General features: G+C 58.8%; 21 protein-coding genes and 1 tRNA gene. 7 read left to right on the plus strand and 15 right to left on the minus strand.

The genetic code is table 11. The annotated features are described in order from the left end of the window. Positions 1–7 precede the first annotated feature (7 nt). From F4V43_RS07880 to F4V43_RS07890, 3 genes are all read left to right on the plus strand, one after another. Entirely contained in the window at positions 8–1498 is a 1491-nt protein-coding gene (locus F4V43_RS07880; RefSeq protein ID WP_150457694.1) for a response regulator, read from the plus strand. Between the two features lie 227 nt (positions 1499–1725). Beyond that, on the plus strand, positions 1726–2715 hold the full coding sequence (locus F4V43_RS07885; RefSeq protein WP_150457695.1) for a LacI family DNA-binding transcriptional regulator: 990 nt from the start codon (positions 1726–1728) through the stop codon (positions 2713–2715). Between the two features lie 44 nt (positions 2716–2759). Continuing rightward, entirely contained in the window at positions 2760–5009 is a 2250-nt protein-coding gene (locus F4V43_RS07890; RefSeq protein WP_150457696.1) for an alpha-galactosidase, read from the plus strand. A gap of 127 nt (positions 5010–5136) precedes the next feature. On the opposite strand, the gene F4V43_RS07895 is transcribed toward F4V43_RS07890, so the two are convergent. Beyond that, complete coding sequence (locus F4V43_RS07895) at positions 5137–5595, minus strand: hypothetical protein (RefSeq protein WP_150457697.1); 459 nt, start codon at positions 5593–5595, stop codon at positions 5137–5139. A gap of 305 nt (positions 5596–5900) precedes the next feature. Then, positions 5901–6923, minus strand: coding sequence for a glycoside hydrolase family 130 protein (locus tag F4V43_RS07900; protein ID WP_150457698.1), 1023 nt, complete (start codon positions 6921–6923; stop codon positions 5901–5903). Positions 6924–7300: 377 nt separating this feature from the next. Between F4V43_RS07900 and F4V43_RS07905 the strand changes: the two genes are divergently transcribed. From F4V43_RS07905 to F4V43_RS07915, 3 genes are read left to right on the plus strand one after another with little or no spacing between them, the layout of a single operon-like run. Beyond that, the gene (locus F4V43_RS07905; protein WP_150457699.1) at positions 7301–8251 is read left to right on the plus strand and encodes a glycoside hydrolase family 113; all 951 of its coding nucleotides are present in this window, start codon (positions 7301–7303) and stop codon (positions 8249–8251) included. Positions 8252–8273: 22 nt separating this feature from the next. After that, positions 8274–9491 (plus strand): AGE family epimerase/isomerase, encoded by a 1218-nt coding sequence (locus tag F4V43_RS07910; RefSeq protein WP_150457700.1) that lies wholly within the window; start codon positions 8274–8276, stop codon positions 9489–9491. A gap of 3 nt (positions 9492–9494) precedes the next feature. After that, a complete protein-coding gene (locus F4V43_RS07915) occupies positions 9495–10667 on the plus strand; it encodes a glycosidase (protein WP_150457701.1) in 1173 nt (390 codons plus the stop codon). 108 nt (positions 10668–10775) lie between these two features. Here F4V43_RS07915 and F4V43_RS07920 read toward each other — a convergent pair whose 3' ends face one another. The 10 genes from F4V43_RS07920 to alaS form a co-directional block, all read right to left on the minus strand. Continuing rightward, positions 10776–11852 carry a LacI family DNA-binding transcriptional regulator gene (locus F4V43_RS07920; protein ID WP_150457832.1) on the minus strand — a complete coding sequence of 359 codons (1077 nt, stop codon included), beginning with the start codon at positions 11850–11852 and terminating at the stop codon, positions 10776–10778. A 194-nt stretch (positions 11853–12046) separates the two neighbouring features. Further along, positions 12047–14218 (minus strand): methyl-accepting chemotaxis protein, encoded by a 2172-nt coding sequence (locus tag F4V43_RS07925; RefSeq protein WP_191089521.1) that lies wholly within the window; start codon positions 14216–14218, stop codon positions 12047–12049. A 303-nt stretch (positions 14219–14521) separates the two neighbouring features. Beyond that, entirely contained in the window at positions 14522–15820 is a 1299-nt protein-coding gene (locus F4V43_RS07930) for a peptidase U32 family protein (protein ID WP_150457703.1), read from the minus strand. Between the two features lie 20 nt (positions 15821–15840). Then, positions 15841–16773: a peptidase U32 family protein gene (locus tag F4V43_RS07935; protein ID WP_150457704.1), complete on the minus strand. Its 933-nt coding sequence runs from the start codon at positions 16771–16773 to the stop codon at positions 15841–15843. Positions 16774–16800: 27 nt separating this feature from the next. Next, positions 16801–17853 (minus strand): endolytic transglycosylase MltG, encoded by a 1053-nt coding sequence (mltG, locus tag F4V43_RS07940; RefSeq protein ID WP_223879818.1) that lies wholly within the window; start codon positions 17851–17853, stop codon positions 16801–16803. A 179-nt stretch (positions 17854–18032) separates the two neighbouring features. Further along, positions 18033–18344 (minus strand): DUF1292 domain-containing protein, encoded by a 312-nt coding sequence (locus F4V43_RS07945; RefSeq protein WP_150457706.1) that lies wholly within the window; start codon positions 18342–18344, stop codon positions 18033–18035. Further along, positions 18341–18646, minus strand: coding sequence for a DUF1292 domain-containing protein (locus F4V43_RS07950; protein ID WP_150457707.1), 306 nt, complete (start codon positions 18644–18646; stop codon positions 18341–18343). Before F4V43_RS07950 ends, F4V43_RS07945 begins: the two co-directional genes overlap by 4 nt. Before the next feature lie 14 nt (positions 18647–18660). Beyond that, entirely contained in the window at positions 18661–19077 is a 417-nt protein-coding gene (gene ruvX, locus F4V43_RS07955; RefSeq protein WP_150457708.1) for a Holliday junction resolvase RuvX, read from the minus strand. After that, positions 19074–19349, minus strand: coding sequence for an IreB family regulatory phosphoprotein (locus F4V43_RS07960; protein WP_150457709.1), 276 nt, complete (start codon positions 19347–19349; stop codon positions 19074–19076). Before F4V43_RS07960 ends, ruvX begins: the two co-directional genes overlap by 4 nt. Before the next feature lie 320 nt (positions 19350–19669). After that, positions 19670–22303: an alanine--tRNA ligase gene (gene alaS, locus F4V43_RS07965; RefSeq protein WP_150457710.1), complete on the minus strand. Its 2634-nt coding sequence runs from the start codon at positions 22301–22303 to the stop codon at positions 19670–19672. 520 nt (positions 22304–22823) lie between these two features. Here alaS and F4V43_RS07970 point away from each other — a divergent pair. Continuing rightward, positions 22824–22897: transfer RNA gene (locus F4V43_RS07970), tRNA-Pro, on the plus strand. A gap of 115 nt (positions 22898–23012) precedes the next feature. On the opposite strand, the gene F4V43_RS07975 is transcribed toward F4V43_RS07970, so the two are convergent. From F4V43_RS07975 to F4V43_RS07985, 3 genes are all read right to left on the minus strand, one after another. Next, complete coding sequence (locus F4V43_RS07975; RefSeq protein WP_150457711.1) at positions 23013–23573, minus strand: 2'-5' RNA ligase family protein; 561 nt, start codon at positions 23571–23573, stop codon at positions 23013–23015. 61 nt (positions 23574–23634) lie between these two features. Then, positions 23635–24738 carry a Gfo/Idh/MocA family protein gene (locus tag F4V43_RS07980; protein WP_150457712.1) on the minus strand — a complete coding sequence of 368 codons (1104 nt, stop codon included), beginning with the start codon at positions 24736–24738 and terminating at the stop codon, positions 23635–23637. Continuing rightward, the gene (locus F4V43_RS07985; RefSeq protein ID WP_150457713.1) at positions 24735–25412 is read right to left on the minus strand and encodes a ThuA domain-containing protein; all 678 of its coding nucleotides are present in this window, start codon (positions 25410–25412) and stop codon (positions 24735–24737) included. The genes F4V43_RS07980 and F4V43_RS07985 overlap by 4 nt, the downstream gene beginning before the upstream one ends. Positions 25413–25536: the final 124 nt, after the last annotated feature.

Consider the following 25536-nt stretch of genomic DNA (forward strand, 5'->3'; position numbering starts at 1 on the left):
TTCCCAGTTGCTGAGTATATTGATCGTTGACGATGAAGTCCTGATTCGAGAGGGCTTGTCCAGAATGATCTCCAAACAGAGCGAATTCTTCCATGTGGCCGGGAGCTGTCAGAACGGGCGGGAAGCGCTTGAGCTTCTGTCCGGAGGCGGAATCGACCTGGTAATCACCGATATCCGAATGCCCGAGGTAGACGGCTTGGAGCTGATTCGCAAGGTCAAGGAGCATTACCCGAACACCCGCTGCATTCTGATGAGCGGCTTCACCGAGTTCAGTTATGCGCGGGACGCCATCCGTTACTCTGCGGTTGATTATCTGCTCAAGCCGATTGACAAGGAGCAGTTGTTCGGACTGCTCCACCGCCTGGATACCGAGAACCGGGAACGGGCCGACCAGGAGAACCGTCTGCGGCTCCGGCTGCTGGATTCGTATCTGCACGCCGGATCGGCCAGCCACTCTTCGGCGCCGATGCTCTCTCTCCCCCAGCCCTTCTATGCGGTCTGCGTTCATCGGGCTGGCAACTCGGAGACCATGTTGGAAGGCAGCGAGCACTTTCGGATGGTCAACGGCCTGGATACAGACTGCCTCACGCTGCAGCCGCTGCTGCAGATGTGGATCGGCTATTTCCCGGAAGAACCCACTCCCGAGGCCATCCGGCAGTTCTTCAAGCCCCTGCTCTCCGCAGGCGGCGGAGCGCCGGTCCACGTCGGAGCCAGCGCTTCCCGCTCCCAGCTCAGCGAACTGAAAGCGGCCTATGTCGAAGCCAGCCGGGCCTGCTATGCCGGCATATACAGCGACGCTTCCCTGTTCTTCGCCTACAGCGAAGATCTGGCGCCGACGCCGGAGTCCGTCTCCGAGCCGACCGCCGCCGATTGGAAGGAGCTTGGCGAGAGTCTGCAAATTCTGTCAACCGACCGGGTTACGGAATGGCTGAGGCAGCAATTTGCCGCCTTGCGGCTGCGCCGGGCCGAGCCGCAAGAAATTGTCCGCTTCTGCCGCAATGTCGAGGAAGAGGCGGCCAAGGAATTTCAGGATTTGTTCCCGTTGTCGCGGGAAGAACGGGAGACGCTGGAGAAATCTCTCCTCTCCTGTATGACGTTCGCCAAGATGGAGGAGTTGTTCCTCAGCTCCCTGCTCCCTGCGCTGGACCAGATCCGCGGCGTCCGCAAGGAGCTCGGCGGCAAAGCGGTCGAGCATGTGAAACGCTGGATTGCCGCCAACTACAACCAGCATGCGGACCTGAATTCGCTGGCCGGAATGGTGTTCCTGACTCCCAGTTACCTCAGCAAGCTGTTCAAGCAGGAGACCGGACTTACCCTGACCGAGTATATTACCGAAATTCGCATCAAGAAAGCCAAGCTTCTGCTTCGTCAGGAGCCGAATATGAAGGTGCATTCCATCGGCGCGGAAGTCGGCTATCCCGACCCCGCATACTTCAACAAGCTCTTCAAACGGGTAGTTGGCGTAACGCCGAATGAGTATAAGAAGATTCTGCCTTAGCCGGAGCGCCATCCGGAAGCGGAATACGGTTCTCATAGCCCGGGCCCTGATCTCTTCCGATCAGGGCCCGGGCTTATGTCATGTCCGCTCGGCAGGAAAACCTTGAACGCTCTTTAAAGAAGTGATAGGATGAGCATAAAGATTTAGTAAAAGTATTAACTAAATATCATCTGGCTTGATCGTTTCTGCCCCCTGTACCCATCCTTCTGTTAAAGGCGTGATTCTTAATGGCTACCATCAAAGATATTGCCCGCGGGGCCGGCGTATCGCCCGCTGCCGTATCCCGCGTGCTGAACGGCGATCTGTCGCTCGCTGTGGGCGAGGAGACCCGGGCCCGCATCTTTGCCGAAGCGGAGCGGCTCGGCTATAAGCCCGGGCGGCTCAAGCAGATGAAGCGGAATACGGAACGGGCCGGCAGGACCGTCTCCCTTCTGCTATGGTGCTCGCTCGAAGAAGAGCGGGACGATCCCTATTACGCTTCCATCCGCCGGGGGGTGGAGCTGCGATGCGAGGAACTGGGGCTCACCCTGGGCCAGACGCTGCGCGGCCGCCAGCCTGCCGCGGCTGCCCGTAAATGTGACGGCTGGATCGTGGTCGGCGGTTCTATGGAACTCCGGGAACTTCTGGACATTCATCCCGATCCCGGAACCATCGTTCTCGTGGACCGGTATGACGATCTGCCCGAATACGATTCCGTCCGCCTTCACTTCCGCCAAGCCGTCCAACAGGCGCTGCATCATCTCCTGGAGCTCGGCCATGAGCGGATTGCCTTCATCGGAGGCGGAGGCTTCAGCGAAGGCCGGAGTCTCCACTTCGAACGCATTCTCCGTGAGAAGGGTCTCTTCGACCCCTCTCTCGTGCGTACAGGCGGCTGGAGCAGCGCCGATGGCTACCGGATGATGACCGACCTGCTGGAGGGTCCGGTCCGGCCGACCGCCTGCTTCGCCGCCAGCGATCCGCTCGCCATCGGCGCCCTGCGGGCGCTGCATGACCGGAACATTTCCGTGCCGGACGACCTCTCCGTTGTCGGCTTCGACGACATTGACCTGGCGGCTTATGTCCAGCCGCCTCTGACCACAATTCGAGCCTATCCCGAACAGATGGGCAAGGCAGCCGCCCAGCTTCTGATCGAACGGCTCGAAGGGCGCGAAGCGCCCGCCCATACGATCGTCGGAACGAAGCTGATCGTCCGCAGCAGTTCGGGGCCGCCTAAATAACGGCGGCTCCCTCATTTTTACACATAAGAGGAGTGTATGCATTGATGAAGATTCATGTAGACGAAGCGCGTGGCCTGTTCCATCTGCAATCCAGGGGCGCCAGCTATCTGCTTCGGATTATTGAGGGCTATCCGGCCCACTTATATTGGGGTCCCCTGCTGCGCCACGATGCCGGACTTGCGGATGTGCTGGAGCTTCGCGCCCGCTCCTCGTTCTCGCCGACTCCCGACCCCTCCGCCCCGCATCTGTCGCTGGATGCGCTGCCCCAGGAATATCCGCAGTACGGCACGAGCGACTTCCGCCAGCCGGCTTACCAGGTTCAGCTGGCCGACGGCTCCCGGATCACGGAGCTCCGCTATGCCGGCTACCGCATCCTTCCGGGCAAGCCGGCGCTGACCGGCCTTCCTGCGGTATACGCGGAGACGGACGAAGAAGCTCTGACGCTGGAGCTGCTTCTCGCCGACGAATATTCCGGCTTGAAGGCAGCGCTTCTCTACACCGTGTTCGCGGATCATTCCGCCATCACCCGGTCCGTGCGTTTTGAGCATGCCGGGAAGGAGCCGCTGCGGATCGAGGAGGCCGCCAGCGTATCCGTCGATCTCGCGGATTCGCAGTACGAGGCGCTGTATTTGTCGGGGGCCTGGGCGCGGGAACGCCATGTCCAGCGCCGCCCGCTGGCGCCGGGCGCCATGCGCCTGGAGAGCCGCCGCGGCTCCAGCAGCCATCAGTTCAACCCGTTCCTCGCCCTCCTTCGTCCTGGTACCGACGAGGACCGCGGCGCCGCTTACGGCTTCAGCCTAGTCTACAGCGGCAGCTTTGCCGCCCAAGCCGAGGTCGAGCAGTTCGGACAGACCCGAGTTACCTTGGGAATCAACCCGTTCGACTTCTCCTGGCTGCTGGAGCCGGGCGAGTCCTTCCAGACGCCTGAGGCGGTGCTGGTCTATTCCGGCGAAGGCCTGGGCGGCATGTCCCGCACCTATCACCGCCTGTACCGGACCCGGCTGTGCCGGGGCGTCTACCGGGACAAGGAACGGCCGATTCTGGTCAACAACTGGGAAGCGACGTATTTCGACTTCGATGCCGACAAGATCGAAGCCATTGCGCGGGAGGCCGGTCCGCTCGGCATCGAATTGTTCGTGCTGGACGACGGCTGGTTCGGCAAGCGCGACAGCGACAACAGCTCGCTCGGCGATTGGTTCGAAGACAGCCGCAAGCTGCCGGGCGGCTTGGCCGACCTTGCGGCCCGGGTCGGGAAGCAGGGACTGAAGTTCGGGCTGTGGGTCGAGCCGGAGATGATTTCTCCCGACAGCGAGCTGTACCGCAAGCACCCCGACTGGTGTCTGCATGCGGCCGGACGTCGGCGGACGGAAGGCCGCCAGCAGCTTATTCTGGATCTGTCGCGTCCCGAGGTGTGCGATTACCTCTACGAGACGCTGAGCGCCGTCTTCGGCAGTGCGCCGATTCAGTACGTCAAATGGGACATGAACCGCAATATGACCGAAATTGCTTCTGCGGCGGCGGCTCCCGAGCGCCAAAAGGAGACGGCCCACCGCTACATGCTCGGCCTGTACGATCTGCTGGAGCGCCTGACGGCCCGCTTCCCGGATATTCTGTTCGAGAGCTGCTCGGGCGGAGGCGGACGCTTCGATCCCGGCATGCTCTATTACATGCCGCAGACCTGGACCAGCGACGACACCGACGCCGTCGAGCGGCTGGCCATCCAGTACGGCACCAGCATCGTCTATCCGGCCAGCAGCATGGGCGCGCATGTCTCGGCGGTGCCGAACCACCAGGTGGACCGGCTCACCTCGCTGGCCATTCGCGGCGACGTCGCCATGAGCGGCAATTTCGGCTATGAGCTGGATCTCACCCGCTTCACAGAGGTGGAGAAGCGGCTTGCCGCCAAGCAGATCGCCCAGTACAAAGAGATTCGCTCGCTCGTGCAGCAGGGCGATATGTATCGGCTTCAGAGTCCGTTTGAGGGCCGGGGCGACACCGCCTGGATGTTCGTCAGCGCCGACAAGAGCGAAGCCTTCGTCGCTTACTTCCGCGTCCTGGCCGAGCCGAACGGGGCGATCCGGCGCCTCATCCTGCGCGGTCTCGATCCGAATCGCGATTACGTGATTGAGGCCGGCGCGGCGGACGGGGAAGCCCTTGGCCGCGAAGGGACGACCGCCACCGGCGAATCCCCGGCTGTCGGCGGCGACCGGCTGATGCAGATCGGACTGGTTGTCTCCGATCTGCGGGGCGACTACGCCAGCTGCACCTACCGCCTGCGGGCGGTAACGCGCTGATCCGTCCACCCGGATCATGCGCGGCAGCAAGCGCGGCCTGAAGCAGGCCGCCGCACACCGCAAGAAAGCAAGCTCCCCTCCCGCGTGCAGAATCAGATTCTGGCCGGGGAGAGGAGCTTGTCTTTGTTCAGAGGATGGAATAATAGGATTCGGATTCTTCGATAAGCGCTGCAAGAGCGCAGAGCTCCGGGCGGTCCCGATCGCCCTTGGAGCCGGACGCCCCGCTCCGGACGGAGCCGCCGCTTACAGCCGTCAGCAGATCCGCGCTCCGGGCCAGCACCCAGCCGGACAGGGCGGATTGAAGCGCCTGCCGCTGGCAGGGCGACCATTCCCGTTCTCCTGTCATCAGCAGGGCGAAGGCTTCCTCCGGGGTGGAGAGACGGAGTTCCTTCAGGAAGCTTCCCCACTTAATCAGATCCAACGCCTGTCCGTTCAAAGGAACGGCGCATTCTCCGCAGCCCGTATAACCGTGCGCAGACAGCCTCAGCACGACGTACCCGTGCCCCGGGCTAGGCGCCAGGCGGCTAAATGAAGGTCTGGAACGAAAGGCAAAAAGTTCAATCCCGATTATAGCGCCCCGATCCATGATGACAAATTCCTCCTCGGTGTCCGTTTAGACCGAATCATACAAGGACGCGGGCAGGCTTGTAAAAAGCGGCTGCCGCCTCTATTCCGCAGGTATGCACCGTCTGGGAGAGAATGTCCCTCCTAACCGCGCATTCTCCGGTTATCTTCCCGTTTATCGGCCGAAATCTCGCCTTTGCTCTGATTTTAACGGGATATTAACCGGGCAGGCGCGATTCATACGGGATCTTAATCCTCTTAAAAAAGCCGGGCAGCCCGGGGATCATCCCCCGGCTGCCCGGCTTGTCCTGCTTCTATCCGCTGCGCTTACAGCCGGCCGATTCCGGCGTCGTCCGCGACTTCCTCATGGGTATCCTTCACATACTGCACGATATCCTGAACCGTCGTGTAGGCTACGCCGACATACGTATCGGCCGCGCCGTAATAGATGGCGATCCGGCCGGTATCGGCGTCCTGCAGAGTGGCGCAAGGGAAGACGACATTCGGAACGAAGCCTCTCTCCTCGTACCATTCTTCCGGAGTGAGCACGAAGTTGCGGGACCGGTACTTCACCTTGGACGGCTCCTCCAGATCGAGAATAACGGCGCCCATGCTGTAGACGAAGCCGTTGCAGGTGCCGGTTACGCCGTGATAGAACATGAGCCAGCCTTCGGAGGTCTCAATTGGAGCAGGACCGCCGCCGATCTTGACGTTCTGCCACCAGCCTTCGCCGCCTTTGCTCATCACATGGCGGTGCTTGCCCCAGTATACGAAGTCCGGGCTTTCGCTCAGAAACACATCTCCGAACGGAGTATGGCCGCTGTCGCTTGGACGGGACAGCATCACGAAGTTGCCGTTGATCTTGCGCGGGAACAGCACGCCGTTGCGGTTGAACGGCAGGAACGGGTTCTCCAGCGCTGTGAACGTCTTGAAATCCTGGGTCTTGGCAACGCCGATGGCGGCGCCGTAGAAATCGGTGCACCAGATGATGTAATACGTATCTTCGACTTTGACCAGTCGCGGGTCATAAGCATAGCGGGGCTGGTACGGGTTGCCGGCTTCGTCCTGGAACTGGATCGGGCTCTCTTCAATCTTCCAGTCCAGTCCGTCTTGGCTGTGTCCCAGGCGCAGATGCGGACGCGTAGTGTCGGTCTCGGTGCGGAATACGCCGATATAACGGCCTTCATAAGGAGCAACCGCGCTGTTAAAGATTCGGGCGATGTCCTTGGCGGGATTGCGTTTGATTACGGGATTGCTGCTGTGTCTCCAGAGCGGCTTCACATGTCCTTCCGGCTTCTCTTCCCAAGGAATGTTTGGCAGCGCTCCTCCAATAATGCGAACCTCTGTCATTGTGGGTTCCCTCCATAGGCTAAAGTTAGGGTCAATTATCGAAAAAGTTATTATAAACTTGCTAACATAAATCGAGTTGCAAACGCATTCAATCAACCCATATCTTTATTATAGACGCTTTTTACCGAAAATACGAGGGGTTTCATCACTTTTTCTTCGTGTTTTTTATATTATTGTTATTGTTTTGTTAGTAAAAAGCATTTCTTTCATATATACCGCGTTTTTCATTGATCCTTCTATGATTATTTTTCTTTTTATTCTTGAAATCAAGCTGGAAAAGAGTTATAAATAAAGTGTCTTGTTATTCATAACTAACAAAAAGCAAATAACATTATAACAAAGAACGGCCTATACTCTAAGGAAACGAGGAATCCATCATGACTTGGCCTTCTGCTTACATCGCAGGTGTTACCTGGGGAGCCATGGGAAGACGCGGCACCTGGGGCAATGAATCAGCGCTGGAGTCCATGCGCCTTATGAAGGAAGAAACCGGCGCCACCTGGATTGCAATCGCTTTCGGCGCTTTGCAGGACACGGCTCATACGACGGAGATCCGGTTCCGGGAAGCTCCTACGGTTACCGACGAAGAGATTGAATGGGCGATTTCGTCCGCCAGATCGCTTGGACTCCAAGTCTGCCTGAAGCCGATTGTCAACTGTGCAGACGGAACCTGGAGAGCGCATATCAATTTCTTCGACAAAGACGTCCCGTGTGAACCCAAATGGAGCGAATGGTTCGCCTCTTATACCGCCTTCATGCTCCATTACGCAGAACTGGCTGAACGGACGGGCTGCGATCTGCTCTGCATCGGCTGCGAGACGGTCCAAGCGGACCGCCGCGCAGAGGAATGGCGGGCGCTGATTGCCGAAATCCGCAAGGTCTACTCCGGAACGATTACCTACAACTGCGACAAGTACCAGGAGGACAATGTGACCTGGTGGGATGCCGTTGATGTCATTTCTTCGAGCGGCTATTATCCGGAGCACGACTGGGAAGAGCAGCTGGACCGCATCCAGGCCGTGGTGGAACGCGAAGGCAAGCCTTTCTTCTTCATGGAAGCGGGATGCCCGAGCCGCAGCGGCAGCGCCGCCATTCCGAATGACTGGACGCTGAACGGACAGCCTAACGAAGCGGAGCAGGCCCGCTATTACCGGGCGATGTTCGAAGCATGCCTTTCAAAGAAATGGATTCACGGTTTCATGCTCTGGGATTGGCCGGCACGGCTGTACGACCGCCAGCACGCTGCGGACAACCGGGATTACTGCATGTACGGCAAGGAAGCCGCCGGCGTCGTCAAGGATTTTTACACCGCACAAACTTCAATCTGAATAAGGAAGTGAATCTCCGATTATGGCAACCCTAACCGAAGACTGGCTGGCCCAGCTTCACCATGAACTCAAGGATAATATTCTCGATTTCTGGATTCGGCATACCCTCGATGAAGCCCGCGGCGGTTTTGTCGGCGAAATCGACAGCCGGATGAATGTCAATCCCTCGGCCGAGAAGAGCCTGGTGCTGAATGCCCGCATTCTCTGGACCTTCTCCAGCGCCTACCGCCTCTACGGCGATCCTGCCTATTTGAAGATGGCGGACCGGGCGCTGGACTACCTCCGGCAGCATTTTATCGACTCGGAATACGGCGGACTCTACTGGATGGTCGATGCAGACGGGAATCCGTCCCAGACCAAGAAGCAGGTCTACGGCCAAGCCTTCGCGGTATACGCGCTGTCGGAATACAACCGCGCCACCGGCTCTGCCGATGCGCTGGAGCTTGCAACCGAGCTGTTCCGGCTGATGGAGAAGCACGGGTACGATCCGGTCTACGGCGGCTACATTGAAGCGCTGTCCCGTGAATGGGAGAGCACCGACAATCTGACGCTGAGCGACAAGGACCTTAACGAGAAAAAGTCCATGAACACGCATCTGCACGTGCTTGAAGCCTATACCGCCCTCTACCGCGTGTGGAAGCCCGAAGAGCTCCGCTCCCGGCTGGCCGAGCTGATCACGACCATGCTCGATCAGATCGTGACTCCGGACGGCCGGCACTTCCTCCTGTTCTTCGACGAAGCCTGGAACGTCAAGTCCGACCACGTCTCCTACGGACATGACATCGAGGGAAGCTGGCTGCTGGCCGAGGCAGCCGAAGTGCTCGGAGACGAAGCACTGCTTAACCGGGTGCGGTCGGTCGCCATCTCGATGGCCGAAGCCACGCTGGCCGAAGGCATCGACGAAGACGGCGGCATCTGGAACGAGGCCGGTCCCGGCGGGCTGCTTGGCCGCGACAAGGACTGGTGGCCGCAGGCCGAAGCGGTCGTAGGCTTCTACAACGCCTACCAGCTGACCGGCGAACCCCGCTTTGAAGAGGCCGCACGCGCTGCCTGGAGCTTCATTGACCGCTATGTTGTCGACCATGAACAAGGCGAATGGCACTGGGGCGTCGATGAAGCCCGCCTTCCGCTGTGGAATGAACCCAAGGTGAGCGCCTGGAAATGCCCTTATCACAACAGCCGCGCCTGCCTGGAAATGATCGAGCGTCTGGAATCCCAAACCCATTCAAAGGAGCAATAAACCATGACCCCAGTATTTGAAGAACGCAGACAGCAGCTGACCGAGCGCTATGAAGCGCTGGTCACCCGCAAGAACGAGAAAGTCCCTTACGGCAACGGCATCTACGACCGCTACCGCTACCCGCTGCTGACAGCGGAGCATGCTCCGCTTGTATGGCGCTATGATTTTGACCCCGAGCGCAATCCCTATTTCGAGGAGCGTCTTGGCGTGAACGGCGTGTTCAATCCCGGCGCCATCGAGCTCGACGGCAAGTTCTATCTCGTAGCCCGCGTCGAAGGCGTGGACCGCAAATCCTTCTTCGCCGTCGCCGAGAGCGACAACGGAATCGACGGATTCCGCTTCTGGGACCGTCCGGTCGTACTGCCCGAGACCGAAGAGCCGGATACCAATGTCTATGATATGCGTCTGGTCCGCCACGAGGACGGCTGGATCTACGGCCTCTTCTGCACCGAGCGCAAAGACCCTGACGCCGCTCCCGGCGATCTGTCCAGCGCAGTGGCCCAGTGCGGTATCGCCCGGACGCGCGATCTGAAGACCTGGGAACGTCTCGCTGACCTGAAGTCCCCTTCCGCCCAGCAGCGCAATGTGGTTCTTCACCCTGAATTCGTGGACGGCAAATACGCCTTCTACACCCGTCCGCAGGACGGATTCATCGACGCCGGTTCCGGCGGCGGCATCGGCTGGGGACTGTCGGAGAGCATCGAGAATGCGGTGATCGAGAAAGAAATCATCATCGACGAACGTCATTACCATACCATCAAAGAAGTCAAGAACGGCCAGGGCCCGGCTCCGATCAAGACGCCAAAGGGATGGCTGCATATCGCTCACGGCGTGCGCGGAACGGCAGCGGGACTGCGTTACGTGCTGTACGCCTTCCTCTCCGATCTGGAAGAGCCTTACCGCGTCACGCACCGTCCGGGCGGACACTTCATCGCCCCCGAAGGCGAAGAACGCGTCGGCGACGTGTCCAATGTTGTCTTCTGCAACGGCATGGTCGCAACTGAGGACGGCAAGATCTACATCTACTACGCTTCCTCCGATACCCGCGTCCATGTCGCGACAACGACCGTCGACCAGATGCTCGACTACTGCCTGAACACGCCGGAGGACGCGCTGCGCTCCTACGCCTCCGTCCAGCAGCGTCTGGAACTGATCGAACGCAATCTGCAGGGCTAACTGCCCGGAACGCCCCATGAATCGCATCATCGCACACAGAAGAAGAGGCCGTCCAAGTGACGGCCTCTTCTTCTAGTTGTCCGCATAACCATTTCATTACCGCTCGGCTTAGTCCTGCTCCTCTGTTCCGGGGGCCCCGGCGGAATCGCGGTGCACCACATCGGCCGAGATCAGCAGCTTCATCAGCGGAGCCGCCGGCCCCTGAATGCGGTTCAGCAGCTTGTCCACCGCTGCCCGCCCCATCGCTTCCTTCGGAACGTGCACCGTAGTCAGCGGCGGAACAGCGCGGAAAGCGTCGTCAATGTTGTCAAAGCCGGTTACCGCGGTCTTCCCCGGAATCGACCATCCCAGCTCTCTCAGGACGCCGCCGACGCCCAGGGCAATCATATCGTTGGCGCAGACAAGCGCGGTCGGCATCGTACCCGACTCGATCCGTTCCTTCGCCCATTGCTGGAAGGATTCCCCGAAGATCCCCTCTTCTCCGCTCTCCATCAGGAGCATCGGATCATTCTGATCTTGAGGTTGAATGCCGTTCTCCTCCAGCGCGCTGCGAAATCCGATCCAGCGGTCGCGGAAGCTTCGCGAATACCGGATGTTGCCGATAAAATGGAGCGACCGGTGCCCGATCCCGATCAGGTGGTTCGTCAGGCGCCCCATAGCGTCCACGTTGCCGACGAACACCGTATCGCTCGGTATCAGCGGGTCTTCATGATCGATCAGCACCATCGGCACCCCGATTCGCCGCACCTCAAGCAGCATCGAGGTTGAAATCTGCCCGACGCCGATCAGACCCAGAATGCCGTTCGGATTCAGGACATGGGCGAAATGCTCCGGACGCTGCTCGGAAATAATGACCATTCCCACGCCTTCCGCGTCCAGCGCCAGCGCGATGCCGTCGATAATTCTTCCCCAATAGACGGAGTCCTGGGTCTGCGAACGGATATTGGGCATCAGCACCAGCACCGACTGCCGGCTGCGATCCTCCGGTGAGACGGAAGCGGCACGGACGACAGGCTGCAGGTAGCTGTTCTTCTGGGTAAAATAACCGAGCTGGGACGCCGCCTGAATGACCCGTTCCCGGGTCGCCTCGTTGACACCGCCTTTGCCGGACAGGGCTTTGGATACAACAAACTTGGATACGCCCAGATGATCGGCGATTTTTTGCATGGTAACCTTCTTGGCCATCGACGGAATCTCCACCTTATCCCCTAACAATTATGAATATACCCCCTTATTATATCACTAACTTTTTACTAACAATAGAGGCGGCCGCGTTCTCCTGCTATAATCTTCCTCCTTCTCAAAAGCAAAGCCGCCTCTTCCTGGGAAGAGACGGCTGAATTGGTCATCCGCCCGGCTCCTTGAGCCGGGACATTCGTTTAGACTTTGAACAGGGAGAGCTTGTCCTTCAGCTGCCCGGACACGCTCTCGAGCTTCGTGGACAGCGCCACGAGCTGATCGCTGATGCTCTGCTGCTCGTTGCTGAGCGAGGCGACTTCTTCCGATGTCGCGGAAGACTGCTCCGCTACCGCGCTGACGTTGCTCATGGATTCCGACAGTACCGTCTGCGACTGGCTGAGGGAACCGATGGACTCGGTTACGAGGCCGAGGCTTTCGATAAAGTTCTCCATCTGGTTCTGCACCGATACGAACAGCTCGCTCGTGTTCTTGACAGAGGACATCTGGCTCTCGAACTGCGGCTTCACATTGTCCAGAACGGCCAGCGTTGCGTTCATCTCGTTCATGATGTTGTCGGTAATTTCGGCAACAAGCGCAATCGACTTCTTCGACTGGTCGGCCAGACCGCGGATTTCGTCGGCCACCACCATGAAGCCGCGGCCGGCTTCGCCTGCCCGTGCCGCCTCGATCGTTGCATTCAGGGAGAGAATATTCGTCTGCTGCGTAATGTTCTTCATGACATCCAGCACCTTCATGACCGAGGAAGCGGTGCTCTTCAGATGATCCATCTTCACGGCAAGCGCCTGAATCTCTTCGCCGGTCCGGCCGGTCTTGCCGAACAGCTCCTCGAGCTGGGTCACACCCTTGACGCTGGATTCGCCGACTTCGCGGGCAGCCCCATCCATTTCATGATTGGCCGCAATGACGGCATTCATCTGGCGGGTAATCAAATCGGTCAATTCATTGCCCCGCTCGGCTTCCAGTGCCAGGCTGCCTGCGCCTCCGGCGATTTCTTCCGTAGCAACCGCGATTTCCTTCGCCGAGCTTGCGGTCTTGCGGGAAGCGCCAGCCAATTCGCCGGCCGTCTCCAGCACGTCTTTGGCCGTTTCATTCGTCTGGGAGACGAGCTCTGTAATCCGTCCCATCATTTCGTTGAAAGAAGCGGACAACTGGCCGATCTCATCCCGGGAGACATACTCCGTACGGACCCGAAGGTCGCCTTTTGCACCTTCAATCATCAGATCCTTCAGCCGGGCAAGCGGTCTGGCAATCATGCGGACCATCCAGAAGCCGAGCAGAGCAGCCAGCAGAGCGGCGGCTCCGGCGGCGATAAAAGTCGTCTGCAGGATTGGCTTGGCCGGTTCAACCAGCTGCTTCAGCGGCACGGTACCGGCCAGCTTCCAGTCTGCCTTCTGCAGCGGGTTAAATACCGCCAGCACGCTGTTGCCCTTTGGATCCTTCTCTTCCCTGCTCGCATTGTCGGTCTTGCTTCCGGCAATGAACGTGAACTTGGAGACCTGCGCATCTTCTTCCGGAACATTGGAAGCCACGACAGTTCCGTCGCCGGACACGAGCTGAATCCGCGATCCGTCGCCAAGGGAGACGCTCTTGAACGAATCTTCAAAGAGCGTGTTGTTCAGTTCGAACAGAACGGTATAATTGGCAGCATCGGCTGTATTCTTCAGCGTGCGCATCAGGGCAATGCTGGTGTTTCCCTTCTCGGCTGCGCTGGCCGGGAACCAGTAATACGGGTTCTTGAAATCCTCGCGGAATACAGGCTTGTAATCCTTCACCTTGGTCTGGAGATTCTTGAACCATTCGGCATCCCGCGGATCTTCCTTAAGAAGCTTGCTGGCGCCGCCGCTCATAACGGGGAATTTCGTATCTTCCGGAATAATGGATATTCCGACAATCATTTTATCCGAGGTCGTCTGAGTCACCAATTTCTTCTCGATGGCGTCAATGGCGACGAACTGGTCATACGGCGTTGCAGAATTGCGGAGCGCCGTCAGTTTCTCCTGAACCTGAGGATCGAAGAAGATCTGGAGCGCAAGTTTCTCGTACAGGTTCAACATAATATCCAGCTTCTCGGATGTCTGTACAATCGTCTGGCGGTTGGCTTCCGAAACATTGGCCTTGATCGTATTCTTGGCTTTGTCATAGGAAATGACGCCCAGCAGCAGCACAACGACGACGATCGAACACAAAAAGATGAGAAACAGCTTGACCCCCACCGACTTCACCGGGTTGGCCCGTCTGGCTTGCCGGATCGATCCATCCAGCACTCTTCTGACTGCGCCGCCCTTCCCGGGCATCCGGTTGTCTGCATTCTCTCCGGTTGTCTTCGGGTCGATCGCCCGGACCGGGTTCACCTCATTATCCCTTAGCGGGTGAGCCGACTTCCCTTTACGCTGTTTACGCGATTCCCTTTTGTTGTCTCGTTGAACCCCCACAACAGTCACCTGCCCTATAATATATAATTTAGCCATTGAAAGCGTTATAATTATATATCGGCACATCGGGCCACTTTTTTTAGTAAAACGTTAAAAAACTATGCCCAAAGTCCTGTTTTTCTTTACGCCTTTTGACACAAAACCGTAAAGAAAACCGGAAGGAAACAGAGAAAAAACCCGCTCCTTCCGGAGGAAGGGCGGGTGGACTGCAGGACAAGCTTCTTATCTTTTTTTGCGCATCATATCGAAGTAGGCGACCGGGCGGTCCACCTTCATGCGAATCTTCTGCAGCGGATGGCGGGCCGCATCCAGGGGATTCCCCTCTTCATCCGTTAATTCGCCCACTGTCTGCCGGAAGGGCTCCAGGTCAGGGCCGAAGAACTCGATCTCCTGGCCGGGCTTGAAGTGATTGCGCTGCTGAATCAGCGCGGTGCCGCTTGCCGGATCGTATTCCAGGACGAGCCCCGCGAAGTCGTAGGGCGCCGCTTTTTCCTCCGGCTCATAAATATGGTCCTCATGGTCCGGCGTGTCATAGAAGAACCCGGTATTCAGCGGACGGTTGGCCGCCTTGTTCAATTCCTGCATCCATTCCGGCTTCATAACATAGTTCTCGGGATCGGCCATGTAGGCGTCTATGGCTTTGCGGTAGGCGTTCACCACCGTTGCCACATAATGAATCGACTTCATCCGTCCCTCGATCTTGAAGCTGTCGATGCCGACTTCGATCAGATCGGGAATCTGCTCCAGCATGCACAGGTCCTTGGAGCCCATCGTGAACGGGTTGTCCCCTTGAACGAACAGCGGCTGCGGCGTCCGGTCCGACTGGTCCTCCTCGGAGACCCATTCTCCCTCGGGGCGGGCCTCTTCGAACAGATCATACTTCCAGCGGCAGGACTGACAGCAGCCCCCCCGGTTGGAGTCGCGGTCGGTGAAGTGATTCGACAGCACGCAGCGTCCCGAGTAGGACGAACACATCGCGCCGTGGATGAACGCTTCAATCTCGATGTCGACATGATTCTTGATCTCGGCAATCTCTTCGAGACTGGTCTCCCGGCCGAGAACGACGCGGGGGAGGCCCTCTTCCTTCCAGAAAGAGACGGCCTGCCAGTTCAGCGTCGACTGCTGGGTGCTTAAGTGTACCTCGAGCCCCGGCACCGCCCGCAGCGCCACCTCGACAATCGCCGGGTCGGCCACGATGACTGCCGCGATGCCGGCTTCGTATAATTGACGCAAGTATTCTTCAATACCTGCGATATCTTCGTTATGCGCATAAATATTGGTCGCCACGAACACTTTCGCGCCGTATTTCTTGGCGAACTCTACGCCTTCGCGCATTTCCTCGAAGCTGAAATTGTCGGCGTTCGACCGCAGGCCGTATTTCTGCCCGCCGATGTAGACCGCATCCGCCCCGTAATGCACGGCGAACTTCAGCTTCTCCAGATTGCCCGCCGGAGCGAGAAGCTCCGGCTTGTCCAAGCGGTAACGCTTGCCGCGCCACTTGGGCTTCTCTATTGTACTCACCTGTATTCTCTCCTCCATGATCAATATACCTGTTCCTTATAATAAAACCCGAAGGTCAGTTCCCGCTCGGGGTCCTGCAGACCGCGCACTTCATCAAGCCACTCCTCGCGGTAGCGGTAGCCTTCCGGGTCGGCTCCGAAGGCGTCGATGGCCTTCCGGTAAGCCCGGACAGCCGCGGCGTTATAGGCAGGCGGCTTCAGCAGCCCCTCCACCTTGAAGCTGTGCACGCCGGCCTGCATCATGAGATGCAGATCCTCCAGGATGCAGATATCGTCCGAGCTCATAATATGCGTGCCGTTCAAATCTTCGTAGATCGGGAACTTCTCGTTCGGCCGCTCGGCTTCCACAAGGAACAACCCCCGATCCAGGCCGTTCCGCCCTTTGACATGCGGGCGTCCCTGATGATTCATATAGCTGTCCACCAGCATCCGCTTCGAGTGGTAAATATTCGTCATGCCATGCACCTGAACCTGGGCTTCCACCTGAAGGTTCGGAACCATTTCCGTGATTTCATCCATATTCAGCTCCCGGGCCAGCACAGCGCGTACAGCGCCTTTGCGTCCCCAGTAGTTGGCGGTGGCATAGTTGGTGGAGGTCATCTCGGCGTTCCAGTGCAGCCGCAGACCCGGCGCCTCGGCCCGTACGGCCGCCAGGACCGACGGATCGCCGAACTCGGCTCCGTCCACGCCCATTTCCGCGATGCTCCGGACATATCCGGGCAGTTCGTCCAGCAGCCGGTTGGGCATCAGTCCCGTCATGCTGACATAGACCTTGGCGCCGCGTTCATGCGCCAGCCGGACAACCTCCTTCGTCTCCTCCAGGGTGAAATTCCCCGAGAGCCGCATTCCGAACCGTTCGTCCCCGATCAGCAGCGCATCGGCTCCCGCGTCCAGCAGCAGCGACGCTTCCTCGAGGGAACCCGGCGTCGCCAGCAGCTCCGGCAGTCTGTTCATTGTAAGTCTCCTCCTGTCCTCTCCCCTTCAGGGCGAGGTCTGTTTGCTTCTCTCAATATTGGCCAGGTGCTCCTTATACGTCTTCGCGAACAGATGCGTCCGGGACCCGTCCTTCTTCGTGACATAAAAATAATAATCCGAAGCTTCCGGCGACAACGCCGCTTCGATGGATTTCAGGCCCGGGCTGCAGATCGGCCCGGGCGGCAGTCCTTCATTCCGGTACGTGTTGTACGGACTGTCAATCTCCAGATCCTTGTACAGCAGCCGCTCCTTCTGCTCGGGCAGCGCATACTGCACCGTCGCGTCGATCTCAAGCTTCTGTCCTTTGTTCAGGCGGTTGTAGATCACGCCCGCCACAAGCGGACGTTCGCTGTCGGCCACCACCTCGCGCTCGACGAGCGAAGCGACCGTCAGTAGCTCATGCAGCGAAATGTTGCGTTCCTGCAGCTTCCGGTCCAGATCCGGAATCTGATCCAGCTTGCCCCGAAGCTCATCCATCATGGAAGCAATAATCGACGAAGGCGTCGCATTCTCCTTGACCGTCTCATAGGTCGCCGGGAACAGATAGCCTTCCAGCCGGTGGCGCAGCTTCCCGTTCTCCGGGATCTTCAGGGCCGCCGTCTCTTCAAGGCCCGCGCCCGAATTCATCACCTTCAGAAAAGCGGCGGCATCCATCCCCCAGGCCTCCGCCAGCTTCGCGGCAATCTGCTCGGCCGTATAGCCCTCGGGAATGGTGACCGTAACCGTCTCCTTCTTCTCGACGTCGCCAGCATTCAGCCGGGCGATCCATTCATCGTAGGTCGCTCCGGGCGCAGCCCGGTAAGTGCCCGCCTGGAAGCTGCCTCCTTCGCCGGTATATTTCAGATAGCCTTTGAACAGCAGCGCATTGCGGATCAGGCCCTTCTCTTCCAGCAGATCGGCAATTTCGGCGCTCCCCATTCCCTTCCGCACCTCGAAGGTAACGGCCGGTCCCGCCGGCTTCACCGGCTTCATGCCGTTCCAGATATAATAGGCGCCGCCGCCGGCTGCCAAAACCAACAGCAGAACCAGCACCAGCGCAATACGGACAACGGACTTCACACGGTCTCCTCGCTTTCCGAACATTATAACTATAGAATTGGATTACCTTAAATTCAAGGTTTTTTTGCAGCCGGACGAACAAAAGGAGCGCGGATTCCTCCGCCCTCCTTCCTGCCGAATCCGGGCCGGCTCCTGCGCGGCCATCCCTCCGGTAGCGACAGCCGAGACCGAAGCAACCGCTAGATCCCGTCTTCCTCTTCGGGGAAAGTCAGCTCGTCGTACAGCTCCGAGACTTCTTCCCATTCATCGTCGTCGTCGATGGTCTCCAGCTCCGGAATCCCGCCGGGCGACAGGGAGAACTTCAGAACATCCGGTTCTTCATCCTTGCCTTCGCCCTGGAGAACCACATAGCCCTGACCTTCCACCTCGAACTCCGCCGCAATCCGGTAAATGGAGGATACGCCCTGCTCATCCTCCAGCTCGACCGTCTCGCCGAAGGCTTCCTTCAGCCGGTTCGTCCACTTCACATTGTCCGGGGTAAAAGAGGTCATCGCTGCGCGCCTCCATCCAGCTCTTCGACCAGCGTGTTGAAGGTCTCTTCCACAATCGCCCACTCTTCGTCGTCCTCAATCATGAAGAGCTGCAGGTCGTCGCCGTCTTCCTCATAGCGGAACGCGTAGACCTCGTCGGCGTCATCCTCTTCGGAGTCGAGCGGCACCACCATCATGTACTTGGCATCGGAACCGTCCACTTCAAACTTCATGATGACTTCGAATTCCTCTTCATTGCCCTCGTCGTCGGGAATATAAATAATTTCCGGTTCTTCTTCCATGCCAATCTGCTCGTTTGTCATATGCGCGCACCCTCTCACCTTGTACTGTTAGCATCCAAATAATTCTGCAGAATCAGAGCCGCGGCCATCTTGTCCACGACCCCCTTCCGCTTCTTCCGGCTGACGTCTCCCTCGATCAGTATCCGCTCGGCGGATACTGTCGTCAGACGTTCATCCCAAAGGTGCACGGGCAGGTTCAGCATCTCCCGCAGCGTATCGGCAAATTCGATGCAGATCTCGCCGCGCGGGCCTACAGTGCCGTTCATATTCTTGGGCAGGCCGACCACAATCTCGCTGATCTCATACTCCTTGACCAGACTTCGGATGACATCCATCTCGCTGCCGTCCCGGCGGCGCTCAATGGTATTCACCCCTTGGGCCGTCCAGCCGAAGACATCGCTTACGGCAACACCAATTCTGCGGTCGCCGTAATCCAGACCGAGTTTCCTCATGTGACTTTGTCCGCCTGTTGATTGGCTAGATAGAACCGGACCAGCTCTTCAATCAGCTCGTCACGTTCTTTCCTCCGGACCAAACTTCTCGCATTGTTGTGGCGCGGAATGTAGGCCGGGTCACCGGACAGCAGATAGCCTACGATCTGGTTGATCGGATTATACTCCTTCTCGACCAGCGAATCGTAGACCGTGAGCAGAATTTCCCGGGGAGAAGCTTCTTTCTCGTCGCCCTTCACGTTAAACTTGACCGTTTTGTCCATGGAGTCCATCTGTGACACCTTCCTTCTGTGCAAACTGCCGGAAGAGAGGCCTCTTCCACTTTGCGCAGCCCAAGTCTATTGTTACTGTTTCATCATAACATATTCATGGCCCGACAAGAAAATCCTGCTCTCCCAAATGGACAATTTCCCGACAAAAATCACAAAAACCGCGCTTTTCGGCTGGTTCCGCCGGCCGTTCCGGGCAGCGGACCCGCTTCCCGGAACCAAAAAAGCCGGCGCCGGACCTTCATCCGGCGCCGGCTTAGACCGGTGCTTGGCGGCTGCCGATTCCCCGGCGCCCCCTTCATGCGGTTCCCTGGCGATCCGCTCTAGGCCTGCGCGGAGACCAGCTCTTCCGCCTTGGCGAGCGCTTCGCCGAGCTTGGACGCGTCCTTGCCGCCGGCCTGGGCCATATCCGGCCGGCCGCCGCCGCCGCCGCCGCACACGGCGGCGATCTCCTTGACGAGCTTGCCGGCGTGGAAGCCCTGCTTCACCAACGCCTGCGGCACCGCAACGACAAAGCTCACCTTGTCGTCCATCGGCGCGCCGAGCGCAATGACTGCCGTCGGCAGCTTCGTCTTCAGCTCATCTGCCATCGAACGCAGCGCGTCCATGCTGCCCGCCTGAACTTCGGCGGCCAGCAGCTGCACGCCGCTGCCCACGGTCTTCACGCTGCTCGTCAGCTCGGCCGCCGCCGAAGCGCTCAGCTTCGACTGCAGCGACTCGTTCTCGCGGGACAGCTCGCGCACTTGGGCGTGCAGTCCTTCGATCCGCTTCGGCACGCCGTCCAGCGACGACTTCAACAAGCCGGCGGCCTGCTTCAGCAGGTCGAGCTGGGTCTCGACGAACTCATAGGCATAGCGGCCGGTAACGGCCTCGATCCGGCGGACGCCGGAGCCGATCCCGCTCTCGCTCACCAGCTTGAAGATGCCGATCTGTGCCGTGTTCCGCACATGACAGCCGCCGCACAGCTCCAGCGAGTAGTCGCCGACCTGAACGACGCGGACCACATCGCCGTATTTCTCGCCGAACAGCGCCATGGCGCCCATCGCTCTGGCTTCGTCAATCGGCTTGCTCAGGGTCACCACGTCAATTCCGCGCCAGATCTGCTCGTTGACGCGGCGCTCGATCTCCGTCAGCTCTTCCGGTGTAATGGCGCCGAAATGCGAGAAGTCAAAGCGCAGCCGCGCTCCTTCAACCAGGGAACCCGCCTGGTTGACATGGCCGCCGAGCGTTTCCTTCAGCGCCTTATGCAGCAGATGCGTAGCCGTATGGTTCTTGACAATGTCCCCGCGCTCCTTGGCGCTGACCTCGGCGGTTACAGAATCGCCGACCCGCAGGGAGCCGGTCTCCACCGTCACCAAATGGACATGCTGGCCGCGCGGCGCCTTGAACAATCCGTTCACCCGCGCGGTCACGCCGTTTCCGGTGAGGACGCCCCGGTCGCTGACCTGGCCGCCGCTCTCGGCATAGAACGGCGTGGAGGCCAGAATAACCTGGGCTTCCGCGCCTTCCGGAGCTGATTCTACGAGCTCGTCGCCAACGATTATAGCAGCGACCTTCGTCTCGGCTGTGAGCGTGTCATAGCCTACGAACTCGCTGGCTTCCGTCAGGTCGGACAGCACGCCGCCCTGCACCTTCATGCTGCCCGTATCCTGGCGCGCCGCTCTGGCCCGGTCGCGCTGCTCCTGCATCGCGGCATCGAAGCCCTCGCGGTCCACGCCCAGACCCTGCTCGGCGGCAAAGTCTTCCGTCAGGTCGAACGGAAATCCGTACGTGTCGTACAGCTTGAACGCGTCCGCGCCGGCGATGAGCGCCTGTCCGTTCTCCTTGGCCTTCGCGCTGATCTCGGCGAGGATGGCCAGGCCGTCGGACAGCGTTTCATGGAAGCGCTCCTCTTCGGTGCGGATGATTTTGGCAATATAATCGCGGTTCTCCACGATATTCGGGTAGTAGACGCCCATTACGTCGCCGACCACGCTGGTCAGCTTGTACAGGAACGGCTTGTCCAGACCCAGCGTCTTCCCGTAGCGGACCGCGCGGCGAAGCAGACGGCGGATAATATAGCCGCGTCCTTCGTTGGACGGCAGCACGCCGTCGCCCACGGCAAAGGTCACCGTGCGGATATGGTCGGCTATGACCTTGAGCGCCACGTCCTGATCGTTGTTCTCTTTGTATTCGACTCCCGCCAGACGGCAGGTGGCCTGGATAATCGGCTGGAACAGGTCGGTGTCGAAGTTGGAATCGACATCCTGCAGAATCGAGGTCAGACGCTCCAGACCCGCCCCGGTATCAATGTTCTTGTTCGGAAGCGGCGTATAGCTGCCGTCCTTGTTGTGGTTGAACTGGGAGAACACCAGGTTCCATACTTCCAGATAGCGTTCGTTCTCGCCGCCCGGATACATCTCGGGGTCGGACATGTCGCTGCCGTAGGCTTCCCCGCGGTCGTAGAAAATCTCGGTGCAAGGTCCGCACGGGCCTTCGCCGATATCCCAGAAGTTGTCCTCCAGCTTGATGATGCGCTCTGCGGGAAGACCGATCTTCTCGTTCCACAGCTTGAACGCTTCCTCATCCTCGGGATAGACCGTTACCGACAGACGCTCGGGATCAAAGCCGATCCACTGCTTGCCGGTCAGGAATTCCCATGCCCATGTAATCGCTTCTTCTTTGAAGTAGTCTCCAATCGAGAAATTGCCGAGCATTTCAAAGAACGTATGGTGCCGGCGCGTCTTGCCGACATTCTCGATGTCGTTGGTGCGGATACATTTCTGCGAGTTCGCGATCCGCGGATTCTCCGGTTTCACCCGACCGTCAAAATACTGCTTGAGCGGCGCCATGCCCGCATTGATCCACAGCAGCGACGGATCGTTGTGCGGCACGAGCGAAGCGCTCGGTTCGATCTTGTGGCCCTTGCTTGCAAAAAACTCCAGCCACTTCGACCGGATCTCACTTGCCTTCTTCATAGTGGGAACACTCCTGTCTCTTATAACTTGAGTAACCATAAAAAACGCCCCTGATCCAATGGATCAGGGACGATTGTTATCGCGGTACCACCCTGGTTATCGCCACGGTGCTTATCGGCCCTGCCCTCTCGGGCATTGCGGTCAAGCTCCTGTGCAGGCGATCGCCTTGCTTCAGCCGGTAACGGGGCAACCCGGCGGGCTTTATACCCGCGCTCCGAAAGCAGCTTTCCGCCGTCCCGGTCCCGCGGATTCTTCCAGCTCCCGGCGGCGGGCCGTCGGGGAATCCGTTCTCTGGTCAAGCCTTGCGGCCGGCGTACTTCTTTTCATCATCGCATTTGCGCTATATTGTTCCTTATAACAGTACAAGTATATCCACTGCCCCCGCCCGCTGTCAATCCGCAGGGCGCGTCCGGGTGCCCTTGAACCGGCCGGCCCGGATGCCCAAAATCACACTTTACAAACAAATCTCATGAGCGTATAATCAACTATTGTTCGGGCGATATACAACCGAATTTAACAACGAGACGTGGCTCAGCTTGGTAGAGCGCTTGCTTCGGGAGCAAGAGGTCGCAGGTTCAAATCCTGTCGTCTCGATTTCGTTATTTCCAGGAGTTATTTAGTTCCAAATCGTCACAAAGACATCGCCTTCCGGTTAGCCGGAAGGCGATGTCTTTGTGTAGGGGTTGCGATTAGAGCGGCGGGATGACGCTCACACCGCCGCCCCGGCTAACCGAACCTGATGCAGCACAGGCACCCGCGCCTGGCCCGCTTCATCCACATACATGGAAACGACAGACAGGGTATCCAGAATGAACTCGCCCGGAACTTGGAGTCTGTAGATCTCCTCCGCCTCCGATTCGGACACGGGCGAGCAGCTGGACAACGTGCAGTGAGGCGTATAGGGAAAAGGACTCTGTTGAAACCGGAGTCCTGAATCGGCAATCCGCTGATGCAGCAGACGGAACGGGCCTTCCTCCTGCAAGGTGAACACAAAAATATCCGTACCCGGAAACCGCAGAACGCTGCCGAATGCGCCCGTAATCGGCGCTGTCTCCGCTCCGATAGCATCCAGGATCGAGAATACTTCGCCCGGGTCCTGGCCGGGCTCCAGCACTCCGATTCCGCTGGAGCCCGCCAAGGTGATTTCTACGGGAAGCGATGCGCGGAATTCATCCCGCAGCCGCTCTCTGATTCGCTTGATTTCCTCAGCGGCAGGCGAAGGCATATCCAGAATAATATGCGCATTGTGAAATTCCGCAACAGGCTTCAACGTGATCCCTCCGGTAATAAACCATTTGCTGCGGATTATACCATAATCCTGGGATTCGCTGCTATCTTAAAACGCCCCGCATCAGACCCATGGCCAGCGGCTCCGGCCGCTCGCAGGAGGTCTCAAGCTCTGCATACCGCTTCGTATCCGAGCTGGTGTGGAAGGCCTGCATAATTTCCAGCACATGGTCTGCCAGCTCGCCGCTTGCTCTGGGCTTGCCGCCCCGGAGCACGCATTCCGCCATATCGGCAATCCCAAGGCCCCGGCTGTTGTCGCTGTAGCCGAACAGCAGCGGGATTTCCTTGAACTCCGCTCCCCCCGCCGGCTTGAACAGAACCGGACCGCCGAAGGTATTGGGATCGGGAACGATCAGCGTTCCCCGGGACCCGTAGATTTCAATCCGCGGGAGCGTGCTGTCCCAGACGTCGAAGCTGGTAATCATAGTCGCTATTGGACCGGAAGCGAACTCCAAGGTCCCGGCGACATGCGTCGGCACCTCCACCTGAATGCGCTCTCCGAATTTCGGCTCGCTGGTAATGGTCCGTTCGGCAAAAGAAGTCCGGGCCATGCCGCATACCGTGCGGACCGGTCCCAGCAGCGAGACAAGCGCAGTCAGATAGTAGGGTCCCATGTCGAACATCGGACCGCCGCCCTTTTGATAATAAAAAGCCGGGGCCGGATGCCAGCTCTCATGCCCGTGGCAGACCATAAAGGCGGTCGCCGCGACCGGCTCCCCGATGAAACCGTCGTCGATCAGTTTGCGGCACGTCTGCAGACCGGCTCCAAGGAAAGTGTCTGGGGCGCAGCCCAGCATAAGCCCCCGCTCCCGGGCCAACTCCACCAGCTTGCGTCCCTCCTGAGGCGTCAGCGAGAGCGGCTTCTCTACATAGACATGCTTGCCCTGAAGCAGCGCCTGCCGGCAGATCTCGAAGTGTCCTTCCGGGGTGGTCAGGTTGAGAACAATCTGAATCTCCTCCGAACCCAGCAGTTCTTCCGTACTCCACACGTTCGGGATACCGTATGCCTGCGCCGCAGCTTCCGCCCGCTCGCGGTTTCTGTCGGCACAGGCATACACCTCCGTATGCAAAAACAGCTTCGTCAGATTCTCGAAATAGATCCCGCTGATGTTGCCGCAGCCGATAACGCCGATCCGGATCTTGTTCATGCCTGCTTCCTCCCCTCTCCCGCTGCCCAGAGAAATCCGCGGCGCATCAGCTCCTTCGCTTCGGGGATGTCGAAGATATCGGCATGGTGTCCGAGCGAGTTGTAGAACACCCGCCCCTGTCCCCATTTCTTCGTATAGACGACCGGCATGGTGATGGCTCCGTTGGCCGAGTGCGGCCCTTCGCTGACGGCAAAAGTCGTCGTTGCCAACACATTGACACAAGGGTCCACATGCAGATAATACTGCTCCGAGACCACTTTGAAATCTCCGATTCCTTCCACAATCGGGCTGGAACCGTTACGGACCACATTCACCTCATATTCCACCCCGTCGTTGAACGGGTGGGCTACCCACTGGGAACCGGTCATAAATTGCCAATCCACGCTGGTACGGAAGGAATCGCACATCCCTCCATGACAGCCGGCGATTCCTACGCCCGACTCCACGGCCTTGAGCACCGGCCGCAGCTGCTCCTCCGCGATTTCGCCCATCGTCCAGATGGGGACGATCAGATCGAGGCCCATTAGCTTCTCTTCGTCCCGGAAGCTGTCGAGCGTATCGGATATCTCGGTTTCAAAGCCTTCGGAGCGAAGCAGTCCGTCAAAAATTTCGGATACCTGCACCGGCTCATGCCCGTCCCATCCGCCTCTTACGATTAATGCTCTCTTGGTCATTTGTCTTGCTCCTTCCCGGTTGTCGGTCTGTCCGGCCTTCCGCCGTTACACTCTTATTGTAGGCGGTCAGGAGCTCATGCGGCTCGCCAATTCAGTTGCGAGACCGGTCATTTTTTGCTATTAT

Source organism: Paenibacillus spiritus (assembly GCF_008710135.1).
In the GTDB taxonomy this organism is placed as follows: Bacteria; Bacillota; Bacilli; order Paenibacillales; family Paenibacillaceae; genus Paenibacillus_AQ; species Paenibacillus_AQ glufosinatiresistens.

Excerpts from the sequence above, each read along its gene's own strand:
- F4V43_RS07885 (WP_150457695.1), top strand. The coding sequence starts at position 1,726 with ATGGCTACCATCAAAGATATTGCCCGCGGGGCCGGCGTATCGCCCGCT.
- F4V43_RS07890 (WP_150457696.1), top strand. The coding sequence starts at position 2,760 with ATGAAGATTCATGTAGACGAAGCGCGTGGCCTGTTCCATCTGCAATCC.
- F4V43_RS07895 (WP_150457697.1), bottom strand. The coding sequence starts at position 5,595 with ATGGATCGGGGCGCTATAATCGGGATTGAACTTTTTGCCTTTCGTTCC.
- F4V43_RS07900 (WP_150457698.1), bottom strand. The coding sequence starts at position 6,923 with ATGACAGAGGTTCGCATTATTGGAGGAGCGCTGCCAAACATTCCTTGG.
- F4V43_RS07905 (WP_150457699.1), top strand. The coding sequence starts at position 7,301 with ATGACTTGGCCTTCTGCTTACATCGCAGGTGTTACCTGGGGAGCCATG.
- F4V43_RS07910 (WP_150457700.1), top strand. The coding sequence starts at position 8,274 with ATGGCAACCCTAACCGAAGACTGGCTGGCCCAGCTTCACCATGAACTC.
- F4V43_RS07915 (WP_150457701.1), top strand. The coding sequence starts at position 9,495 with ATGACCCCAGTATTTGAAGAACGCAGACAGCAGCTGACCGAGCGCTAT.
- F4V43_RS07920 (WP_150457832.1), bottom strand. The coding sequence starts at position 11,852 with ATGGCCAAGAAGGTTACCATGCAAAAAATCGCCGATCATCTGGGCGTA.
- F4V43_RS07935 (WP_150457704.1), bottom strand. The coding sequence starts at position 16,773 with ATGAACAGACTGCCGGAGCTGCTGGCGACGCCGGGTTCCCTCGAGGAA.
- F4V43_RS07945 (WP_150457706.1), bottom strand. The coding sequence starts at position 18,344 with ATGACCTCTTTTACCCCGGACAATGTGAAGTGGACGAACCGGCTGAAG.
- F4V43_RS07950 (WP_150457707.1), bottom strand. The coding sequence starts at position 18,646 with ATGACAAACGAGCAGATTGGCATGGAAGAAGAACCGGAAATTATTTAT.
- ruvX (WP_150457708.1), bottom strand. The coding sequence starts at position 19,077 with ATGAGGAAACTCGGTCTGGATTACGGCGACCGCAGAATTGGTGTTGCC.
- F4V43_RS07960 (WP_150457709.1), bottom strand. The coding sequence starts at position 19,349 with ATGGACTCCATGGACAAAACGGTCAAGTTTAACGTGAAGGGCGACGAG.
- alaS (WP_150457710.1), bottom strand. The coding sequence starts at position 22,303 with ATGAAGAAGGCAAGTGAGATCCGGTCGAAGTGGCTGGAGTTTTTTGCA.
- F4V43_RS07980 (WP_150457712.1), bottom strand. The coding sequence starts at position 24,738 with ATGAACAAGATCCGGATCGGCGTTATCGGCTGCGGCAACATCAGCGGG.
- F4V43_RS07985 (WP_150457713.1), bottom strand. The coding sequence starts at position 25,412 with ATGACCAAGAGAGCATTAATCGTAAGAGGCGGATGGGACGGGCATGAG.